The organism is Paraburkholderia megapolitana, from assembly GCF_007556815.1.
In the GTDB taxonomy this organism is placed as follows: domain Bacteria; phylum Pseudomonadota; class Gammaproteobacteria; order Burkholderiales; family Burkholderiaceae; genus Paraburkholderia; species Paraburkholderia megapolitana.
On record NZ_CP041745.1, the window covers coordinates 139,634 to 158,822 of the forward strand.

The following is a 19,189-nucleotide window of genomic DNA, read 5'->3' on the forward strand; positions in this document are numbered from 1 at the left end:
CGCCTCCAGTGACGTAACCCGCTGTCGCAGCATTGTTTTTCCGCACTGCGGCAGTCCACCTTCCTCTCCGGTGACTGCATGGCTCTGACCCTGACCGATGTTAAACGCATTGCCCACCTCGCGCGGCTCGAACTGGCCGAGGACGAGGCTGGGCATACGCTTGCCCAGCTCAACGACTTCTTCGGTCTCGTCGAGCAGATGCAGGCAGTCGACACGACCGGCATTGCGCCGCTCGCCCATCCGATCGAGCAGATCGAAGACGTCGCGCTGCGTCTGCGTAACGACGCAGTGACGGAAACCGTGCGCCGCGACGACTTCCAGCAGTCCGCGCCGGCTGTGCAGGACGGTCTGTATCTGGTGCCGAGAGTGCTCGAATAGCCGTTTGAATCGGGTATAGCTGTGCGGGCCGCGCGAGCTGCGCGGTTTGCCGGCCAGCCACGCAACAGGACACACATCCGCCACGGCGCACGACGCCGCGGCGTTCTCCGGAAACAATGCAATGCATGAAAAGAGCTTGACCGAACTGCGCGCAGCGCTCGACGCGAAGGAATGCTCCGCGGTCGAACTGGCGCAGCTGTACCTGAAGCGGATCGACGAGGCACGCGGCCTGAACGCGTTCCTGCACGTCGATGCCGACCTCACGCTCGCCCAGGCGAAAGCCGCCGATGCGCGGCTTGCCGCCGGCAATGCGGGCCCGCTGACAGGCCTGCCGATCGCGCACAAGGACGTGTTCGTCACGCGCGACTGGCGCGCAACCGCCGGCTCGAAGATGCTCGAGCACTACACGAGCCCCTTCGATGCAACGGTCGTCGAGCGCCTGGCGCAGGTGGGCATGGTGTGCGTCGGCAAGACGAATATGGACGAGTTCGCGATGGGTTCGTCGAATGAGAACTCGCACTTTGGCCCGGTGCAGAACCCGTGGGATCGCAAGGCTGTGCCGGGCGGGTCGTCGGGTGGCTCGGCGGCAGCGGTGGCCGCGCGTCTCGCACCGGTCGCGACCGGCACCGACACCGGCGGCTCGATCCGCCAGCCCGCATCGTTCACCGGCGTCACGGGTATCAAGCCGACGTACGGCCGCGTGTCGCGCTACGGGATGATCGCGTTCGCATCGTCGCTCGATCAGGCCGGTCCGTTCGCGCAGAACGCCGCCGATTGCGCGACGCTGCTCAACGCCATGGCCGGCTTCGACGAACGCGATTCGACGAGCCTCGTGCGCGATGACGAGGACTACACGCGCCATCTGGGCGAGACATGGCAAAGCGGCGGCGACGCTGCGAAGCCGCTCGCCGGGCTGCGCATCGGTCTGCCGAAGGAATACTTCGGCGCGGGCCTCGCCGACGACGTGCGCGCCGCCATCGATACCGCGCTGAAGCAGTACGAAGCACTCGGCGCAACGCTCGTCGACGTCTCGCTGCCGAAAACCGAGCTATCGATCCCCGTGTACTACGTGATCGCCCCCGCGGAGGCGTCGTCCAACCTGTCGCGTTTCGACGGCGTGCGCTACGGCCATCGCGCCGCCGAATATCGCGATCTGCTCGACATGTACAAGAAAACGCGCGCAGAAGGCTTCGGCCCCGAGGTGAAGCGACGCATTCTGGTTGGGGCGTATGTGCTCTCGCATGGCTACTACGATGCGTACTACCTGCAGGCGCAGAAAATCCGCCGCATCATCGCGCAGGATTTCCAGGAAGCGTTCCATCAGTGCGATGTGATCATGGGACCGGTGTCGCCTTCGGTGGCATGGGACCTCGGTGCGAAGGGCGACGATCCGGTGCAGATGTATCTCGCCGATATCTACACGTTGTCAGTGAGCCTGGCCGGTCTGCCCGGCATGAGCGTGCCGTGCGGCTTCGGCGCGGGCGCGAATGCGCAGCGCCCGGTAGGTCTGCAGATCATCGGTAACTACTTTAACGAAGCCAGGATGTTGCAGGTGGCGGACGCGTTCCAGCGCGCCACCGACTGGCATCGCAGGACACCGGCCGGCTCCGCCCGGTGGGAGGCATGACTATGCAATGGGAAGTCGTCATCGGTCTCGAGACGCACACACAGCTCTCGACGGTATCGAAAATTTTCTCCGGCACCGCGACGCAGTTCGGCGCGGCGCCGAACACTCAGGCAAGCCCGATCGATCTCGCGTTGCCGGGCGTGCTGCCGGTGATGAACCGCGGCGCCGTCGAACGCGCGATCACCTTCGGTCTCTCGATCGGCGCGACGATCGCGCCGCGCAGCATCTTCGCGCGCAAGAATTATTTCTACCCCGATCTGCCGAAGGGCTATCAGATCAGCCAGTACGAGATTCCGGTCGTGCAGGGCGGACAGGTCACGATCCAGGTGCCCGGCAAGGACAAGGACGGCAACAGCACCACCTACGAAAAGACCGTCAACCTGACGCGCGCGCATCTTGAAGAAGACGCGGGTAAATCGCTGCACGAAGACTTCGCAGGCATGACCGGCATCGATCTGAATCGTGCCGGCACGCCACTGCTCGAAATCGTCACCGAGCCGGAGATGCGCAGCGCGGCCGAAGCCGTCGCGTACGCGAAGACGCTGCATGCGCTCGTCGTGTGGCTCGGCATCTGCGACGGCAATATGCAGGAAGGTTCGTTCCGTTGCGATGCGAACGTGTCGGTGCGGCCGGTTGGGCAGAAGGAATTCGGCACGCGCGCCGAGATCAAGAACCTGAACTCGTTCCGCTTTCTTGAAGAAGCGATCCAGTACGAAGTGCGTCGCCAGATCGAGCTGATCGAGGACGGCGGTACCGTCGTGCAGGAAACGCGTCTGTACGATCCGGACAAGCGCGAAACGCGCTCGATGCGCAGCAAGGAAGACGCGCACGATTACCGCTATTTCCCCGACCCCGACCTGATGCCGCTCGTGATCGACGCGGCGTGGGTCGAGCGCGTGCGCAGCGAGATGCCTGAGCTGCCCGCTGGCATGCAGAAGCGTTTCGTCGAGCAATACGGCCTGACGCCTTACGACGCCAGCGTGTTGACGTCGAGCAAGGCGATGGCCGCGTACTACGAAGCGGTGGTCGACAAAGCCGGCGCCGCGCAGGCGAAGGTTGCCGCGAACTGGCTGATGGGTGAGGTATCGTCGCAACTGAATCGCGAAGACCTCGACATCGGCGCATGCCCGGTGTCGGCCGCGCAACTCGCGCTCGTGTTGCAGCGGATCGCCGACGGCACGATCTCGAACAAGATCGCGAAGGAAATTTTCCAGGCGATCTGGGAAGAGAAAGCCACCGACGAAGCCGCCGCCGATCGCATCATCGAAGCGAAGGGCCTCAAGCAGATCTCGGATAGCGGCGAGCTCGAAGCGATCATCGACGAGGTGCTCGCCGCGAATGCGAAGTCGGTGGAAGAATTCCGCGCCGGCAAGGAAAAGGCATTCAACGCGCTGATCGGACAGGCGATGAAGGCGACGAAAGGTAAGGCCAACCCGCAGCAGGTCAACGAACTGCTGAAGAAGAAACTGTCCTGAACGATGCGGTGCGAACGGGTTAGCGGGCGCGTGGTTCGCGCCTGTCGCTGCGATGACGGGCCGTTGCCGGGTTGAAGGCTGGGCAAAAAAGGAGACATTGCATGGCAAAGAAACCCGAGCTGGACGATTTCCGCGTGCCGTTCTTCAACGACGGCAAGAAGGCGGAACAATTCGCGCTCGACAGTTTCGATCCGGCGGTAAAGCCATTTTCGACTGGCAGCAAGGAGTCGGATCGCGCGCGCCTCGCCGAAATCGGCTCGCAGCTCGACGCGTTACAGGAGCGTCTGCACACGCAAACCCGCCAACGTGTGCTGCTCGTGCTGCAGGGTATGGACACGAGCGGCAAGGACGGTACGGTCCGCGCGGTCTTTCACGAAGTCGACCTGCTCGGCCTGCGTATCGTGTCGTTCAAGGCACCGACGCCCGTCGAAGCCGCACACGATTTTCTCTGGCGTGTACATGCGCAGGCACCCGCGGCCGGCGAACTGACCGTCTTCAATCGCAGCCACTACGAAGACGTACTGGTACCGGTCGTGCTCGGCACGCTCGACGATGCCGCGCGCGAACTGCGCTACCGGCACATTCGCCAGTTCGAGGCGTTGCTTGCGGAGAGCGGCACGACTATCGTCAAATGCATGCTGCACATTTCGAAGGACGAGCAGCGTGCGCGTCTGCAGGCACGCATCGACGATCCGGACAAACACTGGAAGTTCGACGTCTCCGATCTCGAAGCGCGCAAGCTGTGGGGCAAATACCAGACTGCGTATCGCGATGCGCTCGCGGCGACTTCGACGGAGATCGCGCCGTGGTACGTGATTCCCGCCGATTCGAAGACGCATCGCAACGTCATGATCGCCGAGTTGCTGCTGCGTGCGCTCGATGGCATGAAGCTCGAGTATCCCCCGGCGAAAGCATCGCTGAAGGGTTTGAAGGTCGACTGAGGACTGACGCAGCATCGGTTTGCTCGTGTTGCGCTTCGTTATCCCATCCATTGCCTAGAAAGGAACACCATGTTGCGCGTGATCACCGCCAATCTGAACGGCATCCGCTCCGCAGCCAAAAAGGGCTTCTTCGAATGGTTCGGCACGCAGGATGCCGACGTCATCTGCGTGCAGGAAATCAAGTGCTCGCAGGACGATATGACACCCGAATTCCTCGCGCCGCACGGTTATACCGGCTACTTCCAGCACGCGGTCAAGAAGGGCTACAGCGGCGCGGGCGTCTACACGCGTCATAAGCCGGACAAGGTCATCATCGGGTTCGGCAGCGAGGAGTTCGATCCCGAAGGGCGCTACGTCGAACTGCGCTTCGGCAAGCTGTCGGTGATCTCGGTGTATGTGCCGTCGGGGTCGAGCGGTGAAGAACGGCAGCAGGCCAAGTTCCGCTTCATGGATGAGTTCATGCCGCATCTCGCCGCGCTCAGCAAGAAGCGCGAAGTGATCGTGTGCGGCGACGTGAACATCGTCCACAAGGAAATCGACATCAAGAACTGGAAGGGCAACCAGAAGAATTCGGGTTGCCTGCCGGAAGAGCGGGCGTGGCTCACGCAGCTGTTCGACGAGGTCGGTTATGTGGACGTGTTCCGCACGCTTGACCAGCGGCCCGAGCAGTACACGTGGTGGAGCAACCGCGGGCAGGCGTATGCGAACAACGTCGGGTGGCGGATCGACTATCAGATCGCGACGGCGGAAATTGCCGGCAAGGCGAAGCGCTGCGATGTGTTTCGCGATATCAAGTTCAGCGATCACGCGCCGGTCACCGTCGATTACGCACACAAGCTCGCAGGCTGACTGATGCTGCGCGCGGCTCTAAACGGGCCGCCCGCCGCTGCTATTTGCGCGCCGCGGCCTGCCGCGAGCGGTCGGTAGCCGCATAACCGGGCGACCCGTCGACGTCCTTGCCGAGCGCCTTCGCGTACAGCGGCAACATGTCCGGCAAACGCTTGATGATGTCCTGGCGGCGCGTGGCGCTATACGGATGCACATAGATGTAGCCGCCATTGCGGTTGCTGTGCGTCGCGGCCGCGAGCTTGTCCCACAGCGTGACGGCCGCGCGCGGATCGTAGCCCGCGCGCGATGCGATTTCGCTGCCCATCACGTCGGCTTCGGTTTCGTCGGCGCGTCCGTATTTCATTTCCAGCAGCTGCGAGCCGATGCCGAGCGGCGCCGCACCGAGATCCGCAAGACCGAACAGCTGCGGAATCGAACCCGACGTGAACTGCGCCGCCTGCTGCTCGCCGAGCCGCTCGCGTGCATGTTCGCGCAGTGCGTGTGCGATCTCGTGACCGATCAGCATGCCGAGTTCGTTGTTGTTCAACCGCACGCGATCGAGTAGTCCGCTATAGACGACGATCTTGCCGCCGGGCAGGCAATACATGCGGATATCGGGCGACTGCACGACGGCCACTTCCCATTTCCAGTTCTTCGCGCGCTCGTTCCATTTCAGCGAGTACGGAATCAGCCGGTTTGCGATGTCGCGCACGCGCTGCACGCGCACATCGTTGTTCGGGTACAGACGGTTCGCGTGATCGGCGCCGTGGACGATTTGCTCGAATTCTTCGGCGGCCTGGTTCTCGAGTACCTGCGATGGAATCAGGTTGCGAAACACGGCGCTGTCGCCGTAGCGGATCTGCGGGCTGCTCTGGTACGACGGAGAGGCAGCGGCGGTTGGACTCGATGTCGGTGTGGGTGGCTTCGCGGCGCTGACTGGTGACGATGCGGCCGGAACCGTCGAAGCGGCTTGTGGCGCGGATGCGCTGCTGCTTGTCGCCGCGGAAGACGAGGGAGCGGCGCTTGCGGTGGTCGCAGCGTTCGGTACGCCCCGTGCAAGAGGTGTCGCGGCGGTGGCAGATGCTGCGTCCGCAGCGAAGGCAACGGCGGCCGGGACGAGCCCCAATCCGCTCAGCGCAAGCGCGATGCACAGCAAACGCGGTAGCAGACGGCGCAACGAAACGATCCCGCTCACGACCGCGCTCTCCACGGAGCGATGCGAAACAGCAGCAGCATGCCGGGCAGTGCAAGCGCGGTACACGCGATGAAATAGTCGAACCAGCCGATCTGCGCGACCACATAGCCGCTCGCCGCCGAAGCGAGCGTGCGCGGCACCGAAGCAAGGCTCGTGAAGAGCGCGAACTGGGTAGCGGTGTAACGCGGGTCGGTCGTGCTGGCGATATAGGCGGTGAAGGCTGCCAGCGTAAGACCGGTCGAGAAGGTTTCGAAGCCGTAGACGAGCGCGAGCGCAACCGACATCGGATCGAACTGCACGGTCCAGCCGATACCGAAGAACGACAGCAGCTTCGTCAGCCCCTGTCCGCCCGCCGAAGCAAACCCATAGAGCGAAGCGAGCACCGGCGACGCCGGTCCGACATGCGCGAGCCACGCAAAGCCGAGCGTCGACACCATCTGCAGCACGCCGAAAATCCACAGCCCGCGACCGATGCCGATGCGCATCAGCCAGATCCCGCCGATGATCCCACCCGCGAGGCTCGCACCGAACGCGGTCGTCTTCGCGATCACACCGATCTGCGTACGCGTGAAACCGATGTCGAGAAAGAACGACGTCGACAGCGTGGTCGCCATCGTATCGCCGAGCTTGTACAGAAAGATGAAGCCCAGCACGAACAGCGCGCCGCGCCAGCCGTCACGTCGCACGAATTCCTGGAACGGCTCGACGATCGCCGCGCGCAGGTTCTTCGGCGGCACGCCATGCACTTCGGGTTCGCGCACGACGAGCGTCATGATCATGCCCGGCAGCATGAACGCGGCCGTCACGGCGAACACCGTGGTCCACGGCAGGTGATCGGAGAGGATGAGTGCAAGCGAACCGGGCACGAGCGCCGCGATCTTGTAAGCGTTCACGTGTACGGCGTTGCCGAGCCCCTGCTCCGTGTCCTTCAGCAGTTCGCGCCGGTACGCATCGACGGCGATGTCCTGACTTGCACCGAAGAATGCGACCAATGCGGTCAGCGCGGCGACGGTCCAGATCGATTCGCGTGGCGAGACGAACCCAAGCGTGCCGATCGCGCCGGCCACGAGAATCTGCGTGACGAGCATCCAGCCGCGTCGCCGGCCTGGCCGCCAGCCGGGCAACCGCGGCAGGTAGCGGTCCATCAGCGGCGCCCAGACGAACTTCCAGGTGTACGGAAACTGGATCAGCGCGAAGAGGCCGATTTCCTTCAGGTTCACGCCTTCGGAGCGCAACCAGGCCTGCACCAGATAGACGAGTGTGAAGAGCGGCAATCCCGACGTGAAGCCGAGAAAGACGCAAATCAGCATGCGCGTGTTCAGGAACGCGCGCCAGCCAGGATGTTCTTCGTGTGCGGTAAGTGCGCGCGCCTCGTGCGGCGGGTTCGACATGAAAATGTTCAGCGTGAGCTTTTCTTGACGCGATAGACCGCAAGACTACCACGCCAGTTCACCCCCCAACGTACCGCCTGGCCGCCGTGCAGCACCGCCCGGTCGAGAATTTCGATGCCGACTTCGGGCGCCAGCGCCTCGAAATCGCGGATCGTCAGCACGCGCACGTTCGGCGTGTTGTGCCACTGGAACGGCAGCGTTTTCGACACCGGCATGCGGCCGCGCAAGACCGACAGGCGGTGCGCCCAGTAGCCGAAATTCGGAAACGACACGATGCATTCGCGACCGACCCGCACCGTTTCGCGCAGGATCGCGGCGGTCTGGTGGATGGTCTGCAGCGTTTGCGAGAGGATCGCGAAATCGAAGCTGCCGTCTTCGAAGAGACGTAGTCCGTCTTCGAGATTCTGCTGGATCACGTTCACGCCGTTCTTTGTCGACGCCAGCACACCGGCGTCGTTGATCTCGATGCCGTAGCCGGACACTTCGAGCTCTTCGGTGAGCAGCGACAGCAGCGAGCCGTCGCCGCAACCGAGATCGAGTACCGTCGAGCGCGGTTCGACCCAGCGGGCGATGGCGCGGAAGTCGGGGCGTGTCGCAAGATAATCGAGTGCGCGCTGGTTCATGCGTTCACCTCGGTGGCAATCCGTTCGTAGTAGGCGCGCATCAGGTTGTGATAGCGGGCGTCGTCGAGCAGGAACGCGTCGTGGCCGTGCGGCGCGTCGATCTCGGCATAGGTGATCTGGCGTTTGTGATCGAGCAGCGCTTTGGCCAGTTCGCGCGAGCGTGTGGGCGCGAAGCGCCAGTCGGTCGAGAAGCTCGCAATAAGATACTTGGCGGTGGTGTGCGCGAGCGCGGCGGTCAGGTCGCCGTCGAACGCTTTGGCCGGATCGAAGTAATCGAGCGCGCGCGTGATCAGCAGGTAGGTGTTCGCGTCGAAGTAGTCGGCGAACTTGTCGCCCTGATAGCGCAGATACGATTCCACTTCGAATTCGACGTCGAAGTTGAAGTTGTACGCGTCTTCGGCGCCTTCTGCGCGACGCAGCGCGCGGCCGAATTTGGCGGCCATGTCGTCGTCGGACAGATAGGTGATGTGGCCGATCATCCGCGCGACGCGCAGGCCGCGCTTCGGCTTCACGTTATGCGCGTAGTAGTTGCCGCCGTGGAAGTCGGGGTCCGACAGGATCGCCGAGCGCGCGACTTCGTTGAATGCGATGTTCTGCGCGGACAGCTTCGGCGTCGACGCGACCACGACGCAGTGCGCGACGCGCTCCGGATACATCAAGCTCCACGCAAGCGCCTGCATGCCGCCCAGACTGCCACCCATCACCGCGGCAAAGCGCTCGATGCCGAACGTGTCGGCGACGCGCGCCTGCGCGTTGACCCAGTCTTCGACGGTGACGACCGGAAAGCGCGCGCCGTACGGCTCGCCGGTTGCAGGATCGATACTCATCGGACCGGTCGAGCCGAAGCACGAACCGAGGTTGTTCACACCGATGACGAAGAAGCGGTTGGTGTCGAGCGGCTTGCCGGGGCCGACCATGTTGTCCCACCAGCCGACTTCCTTCGGCTCGCCCTCATACACCCCCGCCACATGATGCGACGCGTTGAGCGCATGACAGACGAGCACGGCATTGCTGCGCGCAGCGTTGAGCGTGCCGTAGGTTTCGACCATCAGGTCGAAGCCGGCTAGCGAGCTGCCGTTCTGCATGAGCAGCGGCTCGGAGAAATGCATTTTCTGGGGAACGACGATTCCGATCGATTCCATTCAATCCGCCTTCTGACAGGGGCGGCTAAACGGCGTCGGCGATGCGCGGGAAGGAAGCGGGATGCGCGGCTGACGACCTCTTTAGCCGCATTTATAGTGAACCGCAGGGCCAGGCAAGCAACACAGGCCGGGAGGTTCGCGCGCCCGCAATCGAGTCAGCAAATCGGCGCGCTGCTGTATGACACCGACAGGGCCGGCGAACAGCAAAGGAGCGCAAAGTATAGCGGAAAAATCCGCGCGACAGCGCCGGCTACTGCAGGATCAGCCGCAGCTGGGCATCGGCATGTTCGTCCGGCATCCGCACGAAGCCGCTGCGCGCATAGCGATGCCAGCGCCCGACGATATAGCTGACGAGCAGGCTCGCCCGTACCGCAGGATCGTAGTCCGCGGGCAGCGGGACGGCCGCAGCGCTGTCGGCCCGCGCGTTCGAGTCCATCAGTCCGAGCCGCAGACATTGCTTGAGCGACGCCTCGACACGCTCGAGCATCTGGTTGACGCGTTCGGTGAGCCGTTCGTGTTCGCCGACCAGCGCCTCGCCGGTCAGCACGCGGGTCATGCCGGGGTTCTTCGCGGAGAAATTGAGCAACATCAGGGCGATCGAACGGGCCTGCAACACACCGTTCTGCTCTTTCGCGACGATCTGGTTGATCAGTCCGAAGATGGTCTGCTCGATGAATTCGATCAGTCCTTCGAACATTTGCGCCTTGCTGGCGAAATGCCGGTACAACGCCGCTTCCGATACGCCGAGCCGTGCGGCGAGCGCCGCCGTGGTGATTTTTTCGCTTTTCGGCGCCTCGAGCATCGTGGCGAGCATCTGCAGGATGTGGACCCGCCGCTCGCCCGGTTTCAGGCGCACGGCGCGCCCGCCGCTGGCCGCCGCGGCCGCGGCGGCGGTTGCTCCGGTTGTTCCTGTCGGGTCTTCGGTTACGGCTTCGTCATGCTTGTGAGTCGGTTGCATGTGTGTCGCCCCTCAATCGCCCGTGGCGGGTGCCCCATCGTAACGATTTTAGCGAACGGATGCGCCAGTCGATATAGTGCGGCCGGCCCGTGCCCGGTAGCGGCGCGGCTACGCCGTCGCGGCGCGACTGCTTCGGCAGGTGACCGGTGATCCAGATCGTGCGGATACCGAGGTGCCGGTAGTTTTTCAGATGACTGCGCGTATCTTCGACGAGGATCGCGTCGGCAAGCGACACATGCGCGTCGCGCATCGCACGGCGCAGCATCGAAGCATCGGGTTTGGCACGCCAGACACCGCCGTGCTGCATGTGTTCGATGGCGATCACGCGTTCGAACAGCCGCTCGATGCCGAGCTCCTGCAAGACCGCGTGCGCATACGCTTCGGGCGCGTTCGTGATGATGATCTTGCGGCCGGGCAGCGCGGCGACGAGCCGCGCGAGGCCGCGCTCGCTGCGCACCATCGAAGGCAGGTCGTGGAACGTGTGCACGACCTTCAGGAAGTCGTGCGGGTCGATTGGGTGATGGCGTGTCAGACCGAGCAACGTTGCGCCGTAGCGCTTCGTGTAGCCGGTGCGCAGACGGTTTGCTTCGTCGAGGTCGACCTGCAGCGTGTCGATGATGTACTGCGTCATTCCCTGATTGATAACGGGGAAGATCGCGTGCGACGCGTGATGCAGTGTGTTGTCGAGGTCGAACAGCCAGACGGGCTTGCCCGATTCAATGCGGGGGCGCCGGCGTCGTGGGCGGGAAATGCGCATCGATTGCCGGGGCCGATCCAGTTTGTCGCTCAGTTGCCGGCTCAATGCGAGCGGATCATCGTGCCGAACGGCTGTTCGGTGAGAATTTCGAGCAGCACCGAGTGTTCGATGCGGCCGTCGATGATGTGCACCGAGCGCACGCCGCTCTTCGCGGCGTCGAGTGCCGACGAGATTTTCGGCAGCATGCCGCCGGAAATCGTGCCGTCGGCAAACAGCGCGTCGATTTCGCGCGCCGACAGGTCGGTGAGCAGGTTGCCTTCCTTGTCCATCACGCCGGGGATGTTGGTCATCATGACCAGCTTCTCGGCGTTCAGCACGACCGCGAGCTTGCCCGCGACCAGATCGGCGTTGATGTTGTACGACAGGCCGTCTTCGCCGAATCCGATCGGCGAGATGACCGGAATGAATGCATCGTCCTGCAGCGCTTTCACCACCGCTGGGTTGATCGCCTCGACTTCGCCGACCTGGCCGATGTCGACGTACTGACCGGGGTTGTCGCGATCCGGCATCAGCAGCTTGCGCGCGTGAATCAGGCCGCCGTCCTTGCCCGTGAGCCCCACCGCGTGGCCGCCGAAGTGGTTGATCAGCGTGACGATGTCCTGCTGCACTTCGCCGCCGAGCACCCATTCGACGACTTCCATCGTCTCTTCGTCCGTGACGCGCATGCCCTGGATGAAGGTGCCCTGCTTGCCGATCTTCTTTAACGCCTGGTCGATCTGCGGACCGCCGCCGTGCACGATGACCGGATTGATGCCGACGAGTTTCAGCAGGATCACGTCGCGCGCGAAGCCCTGCTTGAGACGCTCTTCGGTCATGGCGTTGCCGCCGTATTTGATGACCACGGTCTTGCCGTGATACTGGCGGATATAGGGTAGTGCCTCGGCGAGGATTTCAGCCTTCAGGCGGGGCGCGATCTGCGAAAGGTCGGGAAGTTCGGACATGGCGGCTGGCTCAGGCACGGAACAGTTGAAACAAGCGCGAATTGTACAGGACTGGCGCGCTGCAACAGCCTTTTCCACGCGGGTGTTGGCGGCGCGCTGCAGTCTTTTTCCGCACTGCGCCACGCGCGGCGTTTGCGGCTGCCGCCAGTCGCCCCTTTTACCGGGCCGGACGGCGCCGGAGCGCTGTTTTGTCGCTGGCGGAGGGCATGTGGGCGGCGGGCGGACGTGGCATCATGTCCGGGTCGCCCTCGTCGGTGTCATATTTTCGACTTCTTATGAATGCGTCGGCCCATCGTCCGCGCAGTGCCGCCAGCGGCCGCTGTCCGCGCTGCGGCCGTGCATTCGATTGCGGCATGCGGGCCGAGCCGGCCGCCGGCGCACCCGACTGCTGGTGCCGCTCGATGCCCGCGCTGCCGGCCAACCGGCTCAAGGCCGGGCGCGCCTGCCTGTGCCCCGAGTGTCTCGCCGACGAAATCGCGCGCGCCCGGGTGGTGCCCGAGGCGCCCGAGGCGCAATGAACGGCTGCCCGCGCGGCGCCACTACGTAGACAGACTGACTGCATGCATCGCTTCACCAACACCGGCCGCGTCAATCTCGGCCACCTCTTCTGGCTGCGCTGCTTTGCCATCATCGGGCAGCTCGGCACCATCGCCTTCGTGCAGATCTTCATCGGCGTGCATCTGCCGTTGCCGGCGATGCTGCTCGTCATCGGCCTCGAGGCGGCCTTCAACGCGCTGACCTGGCTGCGCGTCGCGCGCGCGCGGCCCGAATCGAATCTCGAGCTGTTCGGCCAGATCTGGGTCGACCTCGGTGCGCTGTCGGCGCTGCTGTTCCTGTCGGGCGGCACGACGAATCCATTCGTGTCGCTGTATCTGCCGTCGCTGGCGATCGCGGCGGCTGTGCTGCCGTGGCATCTGATGATCTGGCTCGCGGTGTTCGCCGCTGCCTGTTACGCGGTGCTCGGCTTCGACTCGGTGCCGTTGAATCTCGACAATCCGGCCAACCTGTTCGATTACTACCGCGCCGGCATGTGGGTGAACTTCATGGTGAGCGTCGGGTTGATCGCGTGGTTCGTCGCGCGCATGTCGCGTGCGCTGCGGCAGCGCGAAGCGGCGCTCGGCGACGCGCAGCAGCGCCTGTTGCGCGACGAGCGTGCAGTGGCGCTCGGTGTGCAGGCCGCCACCGTCGCACACGAGATCGGCACACCGCTGTCGACGATTGCAATGCTCACCGAAGAACTGCGCGACGCCGCACGCACCGACGACGGTCTCGCGCCCTACGCCACCGACCTCGACCTGCTCGAGCAGCAACTGACGCTGTGCACCTCGGCGCTCGCGCGCCTGCGCAGCCGCGCGGCCACCAGCGAGTTGCCGGGCAGCCGGCAGACCGTCGCCGAATGGCTCGATTCGTTCGCGGAGCAATGGCGGCTGCGCCATCCCCATGTGAAGTTTCAGCTGCTCGGCACGCTGCCCGACGACGCCACACTAGGCGACATTGTCGCTGTCGGCCAGATCCTGACGATCCTGCTCGACAACGCAGCGCGCGCAAGTCGCGACAGCGTGACGCTGGCCGCGGTGACGACGGTGCGCGGCGATTTCGTCGAATTCGAAGTGTGCGACAAGGGACCAGGCATTCCGTCGTCGCTGCGTGGGTCGCTTGGTGCGATACCGGTCGACAGCACGCAAGGCGGACATGGCGTCGGTCTTTATCTGGCGTTTTCGGCGGCGGTGCGGCTCGGCGGATCGATCGAGTTGACCGACGTCCGCGATACGAAGCCGCGCGGCACGCGCGCGGTGCTGCGGCTGCCGGTGGCGGCACGCGATTCATTGGACGCGAGCCGAACGGGCTCTGCGCCGACCCCTGTGGAGAAAGAAGTATGAGCGACAACAATTTCCTGGTGATCGATGACGACGAGGTGTTTTCCGGCATCCTCGCGCGCGGGTTGACGCGGCGCGGTTTCATCGTTGCCGAAGCGCATAGCGCCGACGAAGCGATCCGGCTCGCGAACCAGCAGAAGTTCGGCCAGATCACCGTCGACCTGCATCTCGGCGACGATTCCGGTCTCAATCTGGTCGCGCCGCTGCGCGAGTTGCAGCCCGATGCGCGGATGCTGGTGCTGACCGGCTACGCGAGCATCGCGACCGCGGTGCAGGCGGTGAAGGACGGCGCGGACAACTATCTCGCGAAGCCGGCCAATGTCGAGACGATTCTGGCGGCGCTGCAAAGCGAAGCGAGTGCGTTGCAGGCGGAAGAGGCGATTGAGAATCCGGTGCCGCTGTCGGTGGCGCGGCTCGAGTGGGAGCACATTCAGCGGGTGCTTGCTGAGAACGGCAACAATGTTTCGGCGACCGCGCGTGCGCTGAACATGCATCGGCGCACGCTGCAGCGCAAGCTTGCGAAGCGGCCGGTCAAGCAGTGAACGTTGTGGATGCGGCCGCTTTGCGATAAGGCCGCCGAATAAAAAACGGGCGGTCCCGCGAATTTCGCAGGACCGCCCGTTCTGTTTATGCGCCCGACGCGCGACCTACGTGCGCAATCAAACGCGACCGCAGCGCCTTAAAGCACGTAACGCGACAGGTCTTCGTCTCCGGCAACCTCGTTCAGCGCACGATCCACATAAGCCGCATCGATCATGACGCTCGTGCCTGCATGATTGCCCGCCGAAAACGACACTTCTTCGAGCAGCTTCTCGATCACCGTATAGAGCCGCCGCGCCCCGATGTTTTCCGTTTTCTCGTTGACCGAGAACGCGATTTCCGCGAGACGACGGATGCCGTCGTCGGCGAATTCGAGGTGAACGTCTTCGGTGGCGAGCAGCGCCTGATACTGCTTGACGAGGCTCGCATCGGTGGCCACGAGGATCGATTCGAAATCGCCCACCGACAGCGAATCGAGTTCGACGCGAATCGGAAAGCGGCCCTGCAACTCGGGAATCAGATCGCTGGGCTTCGCAAGATGAAACGCACCGCTCGCGATAAACAGGATGTGATCGGTCTTCACCATCCCGTACTTCGTATTGATCGTCGTCCCTTCGACGAGCGGCAGCAGATCGCGCTGCACGCCCTGGCGCGACACTTCGCCACCGCCCGCTTCGTTGCGCGATGCGATCTTGTCGATTTCGTCGAGAAACACGATGCCGTTCTGCTCGACGTTCTGCACGGCCTTCGTCTTCACTTCCTCGTCGTTGAGCATCTTCGACGCTTCTTCGTCGCTAAGCAGCTTCAGCGCTTCCTTCACCTTCAGCTTGCGACGTGCCTTCTTGCCACCACCGATATTCGCGAACATCGTGCGGATCTGCTCGGTCATGTCTTCCATGCCCGGCGGCCCCATGATGTCCATGCCCGGTTGCGGCATCTCGATGTCGAGTTCGACTTCCTTGTCGTCGAGCTGGCCTTCGCGCAGGCGTTTACGGAAGGTCTGGCGTGTGGCGTTGTCTTCGCTGCCGGCGGATTCCTGCGAACCCGAGCCGAAACCGACCGGACGCGCACCCGGCAACAGGATGTCGAGGATGCGGTCTTCAGCCTGATCCTGCGCTTTCGTACGGACCTTGCGCATTTCGGTTTCGCGGGTCTGCTTCACCGAGATCTCGATCAGGTCGCGCACGATACTGTCGACATCGCGGCCCACATAACCGACTTCGGTGAACTTCGTCGCTTCGATCTTGATGAACGGCGCATCGGCGAGCCGTGCGAGCCGCCTGGCGATTTCGGTCTTGCCGACGCCGGTCGGTCCGATCATCAGAATGTTCTTCGGCGTGATTTCCTGACGCAGCGGGTCGCCGACCTGCTGACGGCGCCAGCGGTTGCGCAGCGCCACCGCCACGGCCTTCTTCGCGCGGCCTTGGCCGATGATGTGCTTGTCGAGTTCCGAGACGATCTCGGCAGGGGTCATGGTGCTCATCGTGGGTCCTTACTCGATCGTCTCGATGACGCGGTTGTGATTCGTGTAGATGCACATGTTGCCGGCGATCTCGAGCGATTTCTCGACGATCTCGCGCGGATCGAGCGCGGTGTTGTCGGTGAGCGCCTGCGCCGCGGCCTGCGCGTAAGCGCCGCCCGAACCGATCGCGCAGATGCCGCCTTCGGGATCGAGCACGTCGCCGTTGCCGGTGATGACGAGCGTGGTTTGCGCGTCGGCGGCAATCAGCATCGCTTCGAGCCGGCGCAGCATGCGGTCGGTGCGCCAGTCCTTGGCGAGTTCGACGGCGGCGCGCGTGAGGTTGCCCTGATGCTTTTCGAGCTTGCCTTCGAAACGGTCGAGCAGCGAGAAGGCATCCGCCGTGCCGCCGGCAAAGCCGACCAGCACCTGGCCGTTATAGATGCGCCGGACCTTTTTCGCGCCGCCTTTCATGACGATGTTGCCGAGCGTCACCTGGCCATCGCCGCCGAGCGCGACCTTGTTGCCGCGGCGCACGGAGACGATCGTCGTGCCGTGAAATTGCTCCATATGCGTTCCTTTTGCAAAACGGGGAAAACGGGTGGCGCACTGCGCCACCGCGAAATGCGGGAGAGCGGACGGCGCGGCGCAGGGCGCGCGCACGTGCGACGCATGTCGAATCAATTTTAGGGCGTGCGCCGCCATATCAAGGGCTGGCGATGCGGATCGGGCGGAAAAAGCCCGCGGAGGCAGCGGTGGCGCAGCACGGCATGCCAGGCCTGGCCTTGTACATACGGGCACCGGAGCGGGCAGCCGGTAAAACCTGCTGCTGGCACCTGCGACGATCCGGCGCCCAAAGAAAAAAGCGCACGGAACACCGTGCGCCTTTCGACGAAGCAATGTAGCGGGGCGCGGGAGCGACCGCGCCGTGGCGGTCAGTCGCCGAACAGCTTCTGGCGCAGTTCGCGGCGCTCCTGCGCCTCGAGCGACAGCGTCGCCGTCGGGCGCGCGAGCAGACGCGGCACGCCGATCGGTTCGCCGGTTTCCTCGCACCAGCCGTAGTCGCCCGATTCGATGCGCGCCAGCGACTGCTGAACCTTCTTCAGCAGCTTGCGTTCGCGGTCGCGCGTGCGCAGTTCGAGCGCATGCTCTTCCTCGATCGTCGCGCGGTCGGCCGGGTCCGGCACGATCACGGTTTCGCGCAGGTTTTCGGTCGTCTGGCCGGCATTGCGGAGGATGTCCGCCTGCAACTGTTCGAGCCGGTCCTTGAAGAAAGCGAGCTGAGCCTCATTCATGTAATCCTTGTCGCTCATCTTCAGGATTTCGGCTTCGGTCAAGAGTCGTTTCGTCGTCATCTGGCTTGCTTCTTCAATGTGAGGCAAAACTCATACATATTGCCCGCACTTTCGTGTAGCCCGCAACGGCGTTTCGATGACGCTCACGGAGCGCTGGCGAACACGGACGGTGGGCTGTCGTGACGCCGAAGCGCCGATGCGGGGCCGAACTCCCTCTGGAAACCGATTCGGATCCTCCCGAGGTGATGCTGACCGGTTGCGCGCTTACCAGGCCGCCTGGCTAGCCGGTCATGTCGGCATACTTTCCGGACGAGATTTTCCGGTGCCGTTTTCGGGCCTGGCACAAGATGCGCGCTGGCCGGGCAATTCGTTGTCATTCTCCAGTGGGCACGTATTGTAACTGAATCACAATGCGGCACCGCAACTAGGAGGAATCTGAGCCTCCTGCCCCGATTTCTCGAAATATAACGCGCCAACCATCAAAAAGCGATGGGCGTGCGAGGTTTCCGGTTGCAGGGTTTTCGTGGGCGTCACGCACCAGACTGTATGCCGGACCATCGGCCCGGCATACAGCGGCGGAAACCCGGTCGCTCAGGCGAGGCAGGCGTCGAGACCGTCGGTGATCAGATCCTGTGGCAGCTCGATTCCGATGAAGACCATCTTGTTGGTCTTCTTTTCGACCGGTTGCCATTTCGAGGCCAGATCGCTGCCCATCATCTGGTGGACGCCCTGGAACACGACCTTGCGGTCGACGCCCTTCATATACAGCACGCCCTTGTAGCGCAGCAGCCGCTCGCCGTAGATCTGCAGGATGCCGCCGAGGAAATCTTCGAGCTTGTTCGCGTCGAACGGGCGATCGCTGCGGTAGACGAACGACTTGATCTTGTCGTCGTGGTGCGCGTGATGGTGATGGCCGTGCGCGTGGTCGTGGCCTTCATGATCGCATTGGCCATGATCGTGGTCGCAGTTCGCGTGGTCGTGGTCGTGGCCATGGTCATGATCATGATCGTGATCGTGATGCGCGTGATCGTGGCCGTGATCATGGTCGTGATCGTCTTCGGCGAGGAAATCCGGATCGATCTCGAGCTTCGCGTTCAGGTTGAAGCCGCGCAGATCGAAGATTTCCTTGATGTCCGCTTCGCCGAAGTTGACGAGCTTGATCGCGGCCTTCGGGTTCATGTGCAGTAGCCGGTGGCGCAGGTCGCCCAGCGTGGTTTCGTCGACGAGATCGGCCTTCGTGATGAACAGCCGGTCGGCAAAGCCCACCTGGCGTTGCACGACTTCATGCTCGTCGAGCTGGTGGTTCGCGTGCTTGGCATCGACCAGCGTGATGATCGCGTCGAGCAGGAATTCGTCGGCGATGTCGTTATCCATGAAGAACGTCTGCGCGACCGGGCCCGGATTCGCGAGGCCGGTCGTTTCGATCACGATGCGCTCGAAATCGAGCTTGCCGTCGCGCTTCTGCGCGGCGAGGTCGGCGAGCACACGGGCCAGATCGCCACGAATCGTGCAACAGATGCAGCCGTTGCTCATCTGGATGATCTGCTCGTTCGTGTCCTGCACGAGGATCTCGTTATCGATGTTTTCTTCGCCGAACTCGTTCTCGATCACGGCGATCTTCATGCCGTGTTTCTCGTTCAGGATGCGTTTGAGCAGCGTCGTTTTGCCGCTGCCCAGAAAGCCGGTCAGGATGGTGACGGGAATCATGTGGTCGCCTGTCTGGATACGTAAATCGGTGAATCGGGGGCGCAAAGCGCTTATG

Annotated in this window: 19 protein-coding genes; 8 read left to right on the forward strand and 11 right to left on the reverse strand. The window is 63.5% G+C overall.

The window, feature by feature from the left end:
- Positions 1-78: 78 nt before the first annotated feature.
- From gatC to FNZ07_RS13970, 5 genes are all read left to right on the forward strand, one after another.
- Positions 79-378, forward strand: a complete 300-nt coding sequence (gatC, locus tag FNZ07_RS13950) for an Asp-tRNA(Asn)/Glu-tRNA(Gln) amidotransferase subunit GatC (RefSeq protein WP_091019398.1) — start codon at positions 79-81, stop codon at positions 376-378.
- 121 nt (positions 379-499) lie between these two features.
- On the forward strand, positions 500-2,005 hold the full coding sequence (gene gatA / locus FNZ07_RS13955) for an Asp-tRNA(Asn)/Glu-tRNA(Gln) amidotransferase subunit GatA (RefSeq protein WP_091019400.1): 1,506 nt from the start codon (positions 500-502) through the stop codon (positions 2,003-2,005).
- Positions 2,002-3,480: an Asp-tRNA(Asn)/Glu-tRNA(Gln) amidotransferase subunit GatB gene (gatB, locus tag FNZ07_RS13960; protein ID WP_091019403.1), complete on the forward strand. Its 1,479-nt coding sequence runs from the start codon at positions 2,002-2,004 to the stop codon at positions 3,478-3,480. The genes gatA and gatB overlap by 4 nt, the downstream gene beginning before the upstream one ends.
- A gap of 101 nt (positions 3,481-3,581) precedes the next feature.
- Complete coding sequence (locus tag FNZ07_RS13965; protein WP_091019405.1) at positions 3,582-4,421, forward strand: PPK2 family polyphosphate kinase; 840 nt, start codon at positions 3,582-3,584, stop codon at positions 4,419-4,421.
- A gap of 69 nt (positions 4,422-4,490) precedes the next feature.
- The gene (locus FNZ07_RS13970) at positions 4,491-5,270 is read left to right on the forward strand and encodes an exodeoxyribonuclease III (RefSeq protein WP_091019407.1); all 780 of its coding nucleotides are present in this window, start codon (positions 4,491-4,493) and stop codon (positions 5,268-5,270) included.
- A 40-nt stretch (positions 5,271-5,310) separates the two neighbouring features.
- Here FNZ07_RS13970 and FNZ07_RS13975 read toward each other — a convergent pair whose 3' ends face one another.
- From FNZ07_RS13975 to argB, 7 genes are all read right to left on the reverse strand, one after another.
- Complete coding sequence (locus FNZ07_RS13975) at positions 5,311-6,444, reverse strand: M48 family metallopeptidase (protein WP_407670716.1); 1,134 nt, start codon at positions 6,442-6,444, stop codon at positions 5,311-5,313.
- The gene (locus FNZ07_RS13980; RefSeq protein WP_091019411.1) at positions 6,441-7,835 is read right to left on the reverse strand and encodes an AmpG family muropeptide MFS transporter; all 1,395 of its coding nucleotides are present in this window, start codon (positions 7,833-7,835) and stop codon (positions 6,441-6,443) included. Before FNZ07_RS13980 ends, FNZ07_RS13975 begins: the two co-directional genes overlap by 4 nt.
- Positions 7,836-7,843: 8 nt before the next feature.
- Complete coding sequence (metW, locus tag FNZ07_RS13985; protein WP_091019414.1) at positions 7,844-8,458, reverse strand: methionine biosynthesis protein MetW; 615 nt, start codon at positions 8,456-8,458, stop codon at positions 7,844-7,846.
- The gene (metX, locus tag FNZ07_RS13990) at positions 8,455-9,600 is read right to left on the reverse strand and encodes a homoserine O-succinyltransferase MetX (protein WP_091019416.1); all 1,146 of its coding nucleotides are present in this window, start codon (positions 9,598-9,600) and stop codon (positions 8,455-8,457) included. Before metX ends, metW begins: the two co-directional genes overlap by 4 nt.
- 250 nt (positions 9,601-9,850) lie before the next feature.
- Positions 9,851-10,558: a nucleoid occlusion factor SlmA gene (slmA, locus tag FNZ07_RS13995; RefSeq protein ID WP_091019418.1), complete on the reverse strand. Its 708-nt coding sequence runs from the start codon at positions 10,556-10,558 to the stop codon at positions 9,851-9,853.
- The gene (locus tag FNZ07_RS14000) at positions 10,536-11,315 is read right to left on the reverse strand and encodes a pyrimidine 5'-nucleotidase (RefSeq protein WP_091019420.1); all 780 of its coding nucleotides are present in this window, start codon (positions 11,313-11,315) and stop codon (positions 10,536-10,538) included. The genes slmA and FNZ07_RS14000 overlap by 23 nt, the downstream gene beginning before the upstream one ends.
- Positions 11,316-11,356: 41 nt before the next feature.
- Positions 11,357-12,256: an acetylglutamate kinase gene (argB, locus tag FNZ07_RS14005; protein WP_091019422.1), complete on the reverse strand. Its 900-nt coding sequence runs from the start codon at positions 12,254-12,256 to the stop codon at positions 11,357-11,359.
- 275 nt (positions 12,257-12,531) lie between these two features.
- On the opposite strand from argB, the gene FNZ07_RS14010 reads away from it, so the two are divergent.
- From FNZ07_RS14010 to FNZ07_RS14020, 3 genes are read left to right on the forward strand one after another with little or no spacing between them, the layout of a single operon-like run.
- Entirely contained in the window at positions 12,532-12,774 is a 243-nt protein-coding gene (locus FNZ07_RS14010; RefSeq protein ID WP_091019560.1) for a cysteine-rich CWC family protein, read from the forward strand.
- A gap of 42 nt (positions 12,775-12,816) precedes the next feature.
- Positions 12,817-14,136, forward strand: coding sequence for an ATP-binding protein (locus FNZ07_RS14015; protein ID WP_091019425.1), 1,320 nt, complete (start codon positions 12,817-12,819; stop codon positions 14,134-14,136).
- Positions 14,133-14,675 carry a response regulator transcription factor gene (locus FNZ07_RS14020; RefSeq protein ID WP_091019427.1) on the forward strand — a complete coding sequence of 181 codons (543 nt, stop codon included), beginning with the start codon at positions 14,133-14,135 and terminating at the stop codon, positions 14,673-14,675. Before FNZ07_RS14015 ends, FNZ07_RS14020 begins: the two co-directional genes overlap by 4 nt.
- Positions 14,676-14,812: 137 nt before the next feature.
- Here the strand turns inward: FNZ07_RS14020 and hslU are convergent, their stop codons facing one another.
- The 4 genes from hslU to FNZ07_RS14040 all read right to left on the reverse strand — a co-directional run bounded on the left by hslU (position 14,813) and on the right by FNZ07_RS14040 (position 19,134).
- A complete protein-coding gene (hslU, locus tag FNZ07_RS14025) occupies positions 14,813-16,156 on the reverse strand; it encodes an ATP-dependent protease ATPase subunit HslU (protein ID WP_091019430.1) in 1,344 nt (447 codons plus the stop codon).
- A gap of 9 nt (positions 16,157-16,165) precedes the next feature.
- Positions 16,166-16,702 (reverse strand): ATP-dependent protease subunit HslV, encoded by a 537-nt coding sequence (hslV, locus tag FNZ07_RS14030; protein ID WP_091019433.1) that lies wholly within the window; start codon positions 16,700-16,702, stop codon positions 16,166-16,168.
- A 365-nt stretch (positions 16,703-17,067) separates the two neighbouring features.
- Positions 17,068-17,487 carry an RNA polymerase-binding protein DksA gene (gene dksA / locus FNZ07_RS14035; RefSeq protein ID WP_091019435.1) on the reverse strand — a complete coding sequence of 140 codons (420 nt, stop codon included), beginning with the start codon at positions 17,485-17,487 and terminating at the stop codon, positions 17,068-17,070.
- A 531-nt stretch (positions 17,488-18,018) separates the two neighbouring features.
- A complete protein-coding gene (locus FNZ07_RS14040) occupies positions 18,019-19,134 on the reverse strand; it encodes a CobW family GTP-binding protein (RefSeq protein WP_091019437.1) in 1,116 nt (371 codons plus the stop codon).
- Positions 19,135-19,189: the final 55 nt, after the last annotated feature.

Bases quoted from the DNA above. Each gene is read 5' to 3' on its own strand.
- gatC (WP_091019398.1), top strand. From the start codon at position 79: ATGGCTCTGACCCTGACCGATGTTAAACGCATTGCCCACCTCGCGCGG.
- FNZ07_RS14015 (WP_091019425.1), top strand. From the start codon at position 12,817: ATGCATCGCTTCACCAACACCGGCCGCGTCAATCTCGGCCACCTCTTC.
- slmA (WP_091019418.1), bottom strand. From the start codon at position 10,558: ATGCAACCGACTCACAAGCATGACGAAGCCGTAACCGAAGACCCGACA.
- FNZ07_RS13980 (WP_091019411.1), bottom strand. From the start codon at position 7,835: ATGTCGAACCCGCCGCACGAGGCGCGCGCACTTACCGCACACGAAGAA.
- argB (WP_091019422.1), bottom strand. From the start codon at position 12,256: ATGTCCGAACTTCCCGACCTTTCGCAGATCGCGCCCCGCCTGAAGGCT.
- gatB (WP_091019403.1), top strand. From the start codon at position 2,002: ATGACTATGCAATGGGAAGTCGTCATCGGTCTCGAGACGCACACACAG.
- gatA (WP_091019400.1), top strand. From the start codon at position 500: ATGCATGAAAAGAGCTTGACCGAACTGCGCGCAGCGCTCGACGCGAAG.
- FNZ07_RS13970 (WP_091019407.1), top strand. From the start codon at position 4,491: ATGTTGCGCGTGATCACCGCCAATCTGAACGGCATCCGCTCCGCAGCC.
- dksA (WP_091019435.1), bottom strand. From the start codon at position 17,487: ATGACGACGAAACGACTCTTGACCGAAGCCGAAATCCTGAAGATGAGC.
- FNZ07_RS13965 (WP_091019405.1), top strand. From the start codon at position 3,582: ATGGCAAAGAAACCCGAGCTGGACGATTTCCGCGTGCCGTTCTTCAAC.
- hslU (WP_091019430.1), bottom strand. From the start codon at position 16,156: ATGAGCACCATGACCCCTGCCGAGATCGTCTCGGAACTCGACAAGCAC.
- metW (WP_091019414.1), bottom strand. From the start codon at position 8,458: ATGAACCAGCGCGCACTCGATTATCTTGCGACACGCCCCGACTTCCGC.
- hslV (WP_091019433.1), bottom strand. From the start codon at position 16,702: ATGGAGCAATTTCACGGCACGACGATCGTCTCCGTGCGCCGCGGCAAC.
- FNZ07_RS14040 (WP_091019437.1), bottom strand. From the start codon at position 19,134: ATGATTCCCGTCACCATCCTGACCGGCTTTCTGGGCAGCGGCAAAACG.
- metX (WP_091019416.1), bottom strand. From the start codon at position 9,600: ATGGAATCGATCGGAATCGTCGTTCCCCAGAAAATGCATTTCTCCGAG.
- FNZ07_RS14020 (WP_091019427.1), top strand. From the start codon at position 14,133: ATGAGCGACAACAATTTCCTGGTGATCGATGACGACGAGGTGTTTTCC.
- FNZ07_RS14010 (WP_091019560.1), top strand. From the start codon at position 12,532: ATGAATGCGTCGGCCCATCGTCCGCGCAGTGCCGCCAGCGGCCGCTGT.
- FNZ07_RS14000 (WP_091019420.1), bottom strand. From the start codon at position 11,315: ATGCGCATTTCCCGCCCACGACGCCGGCGCCCCCGCATTGAATCGGGC.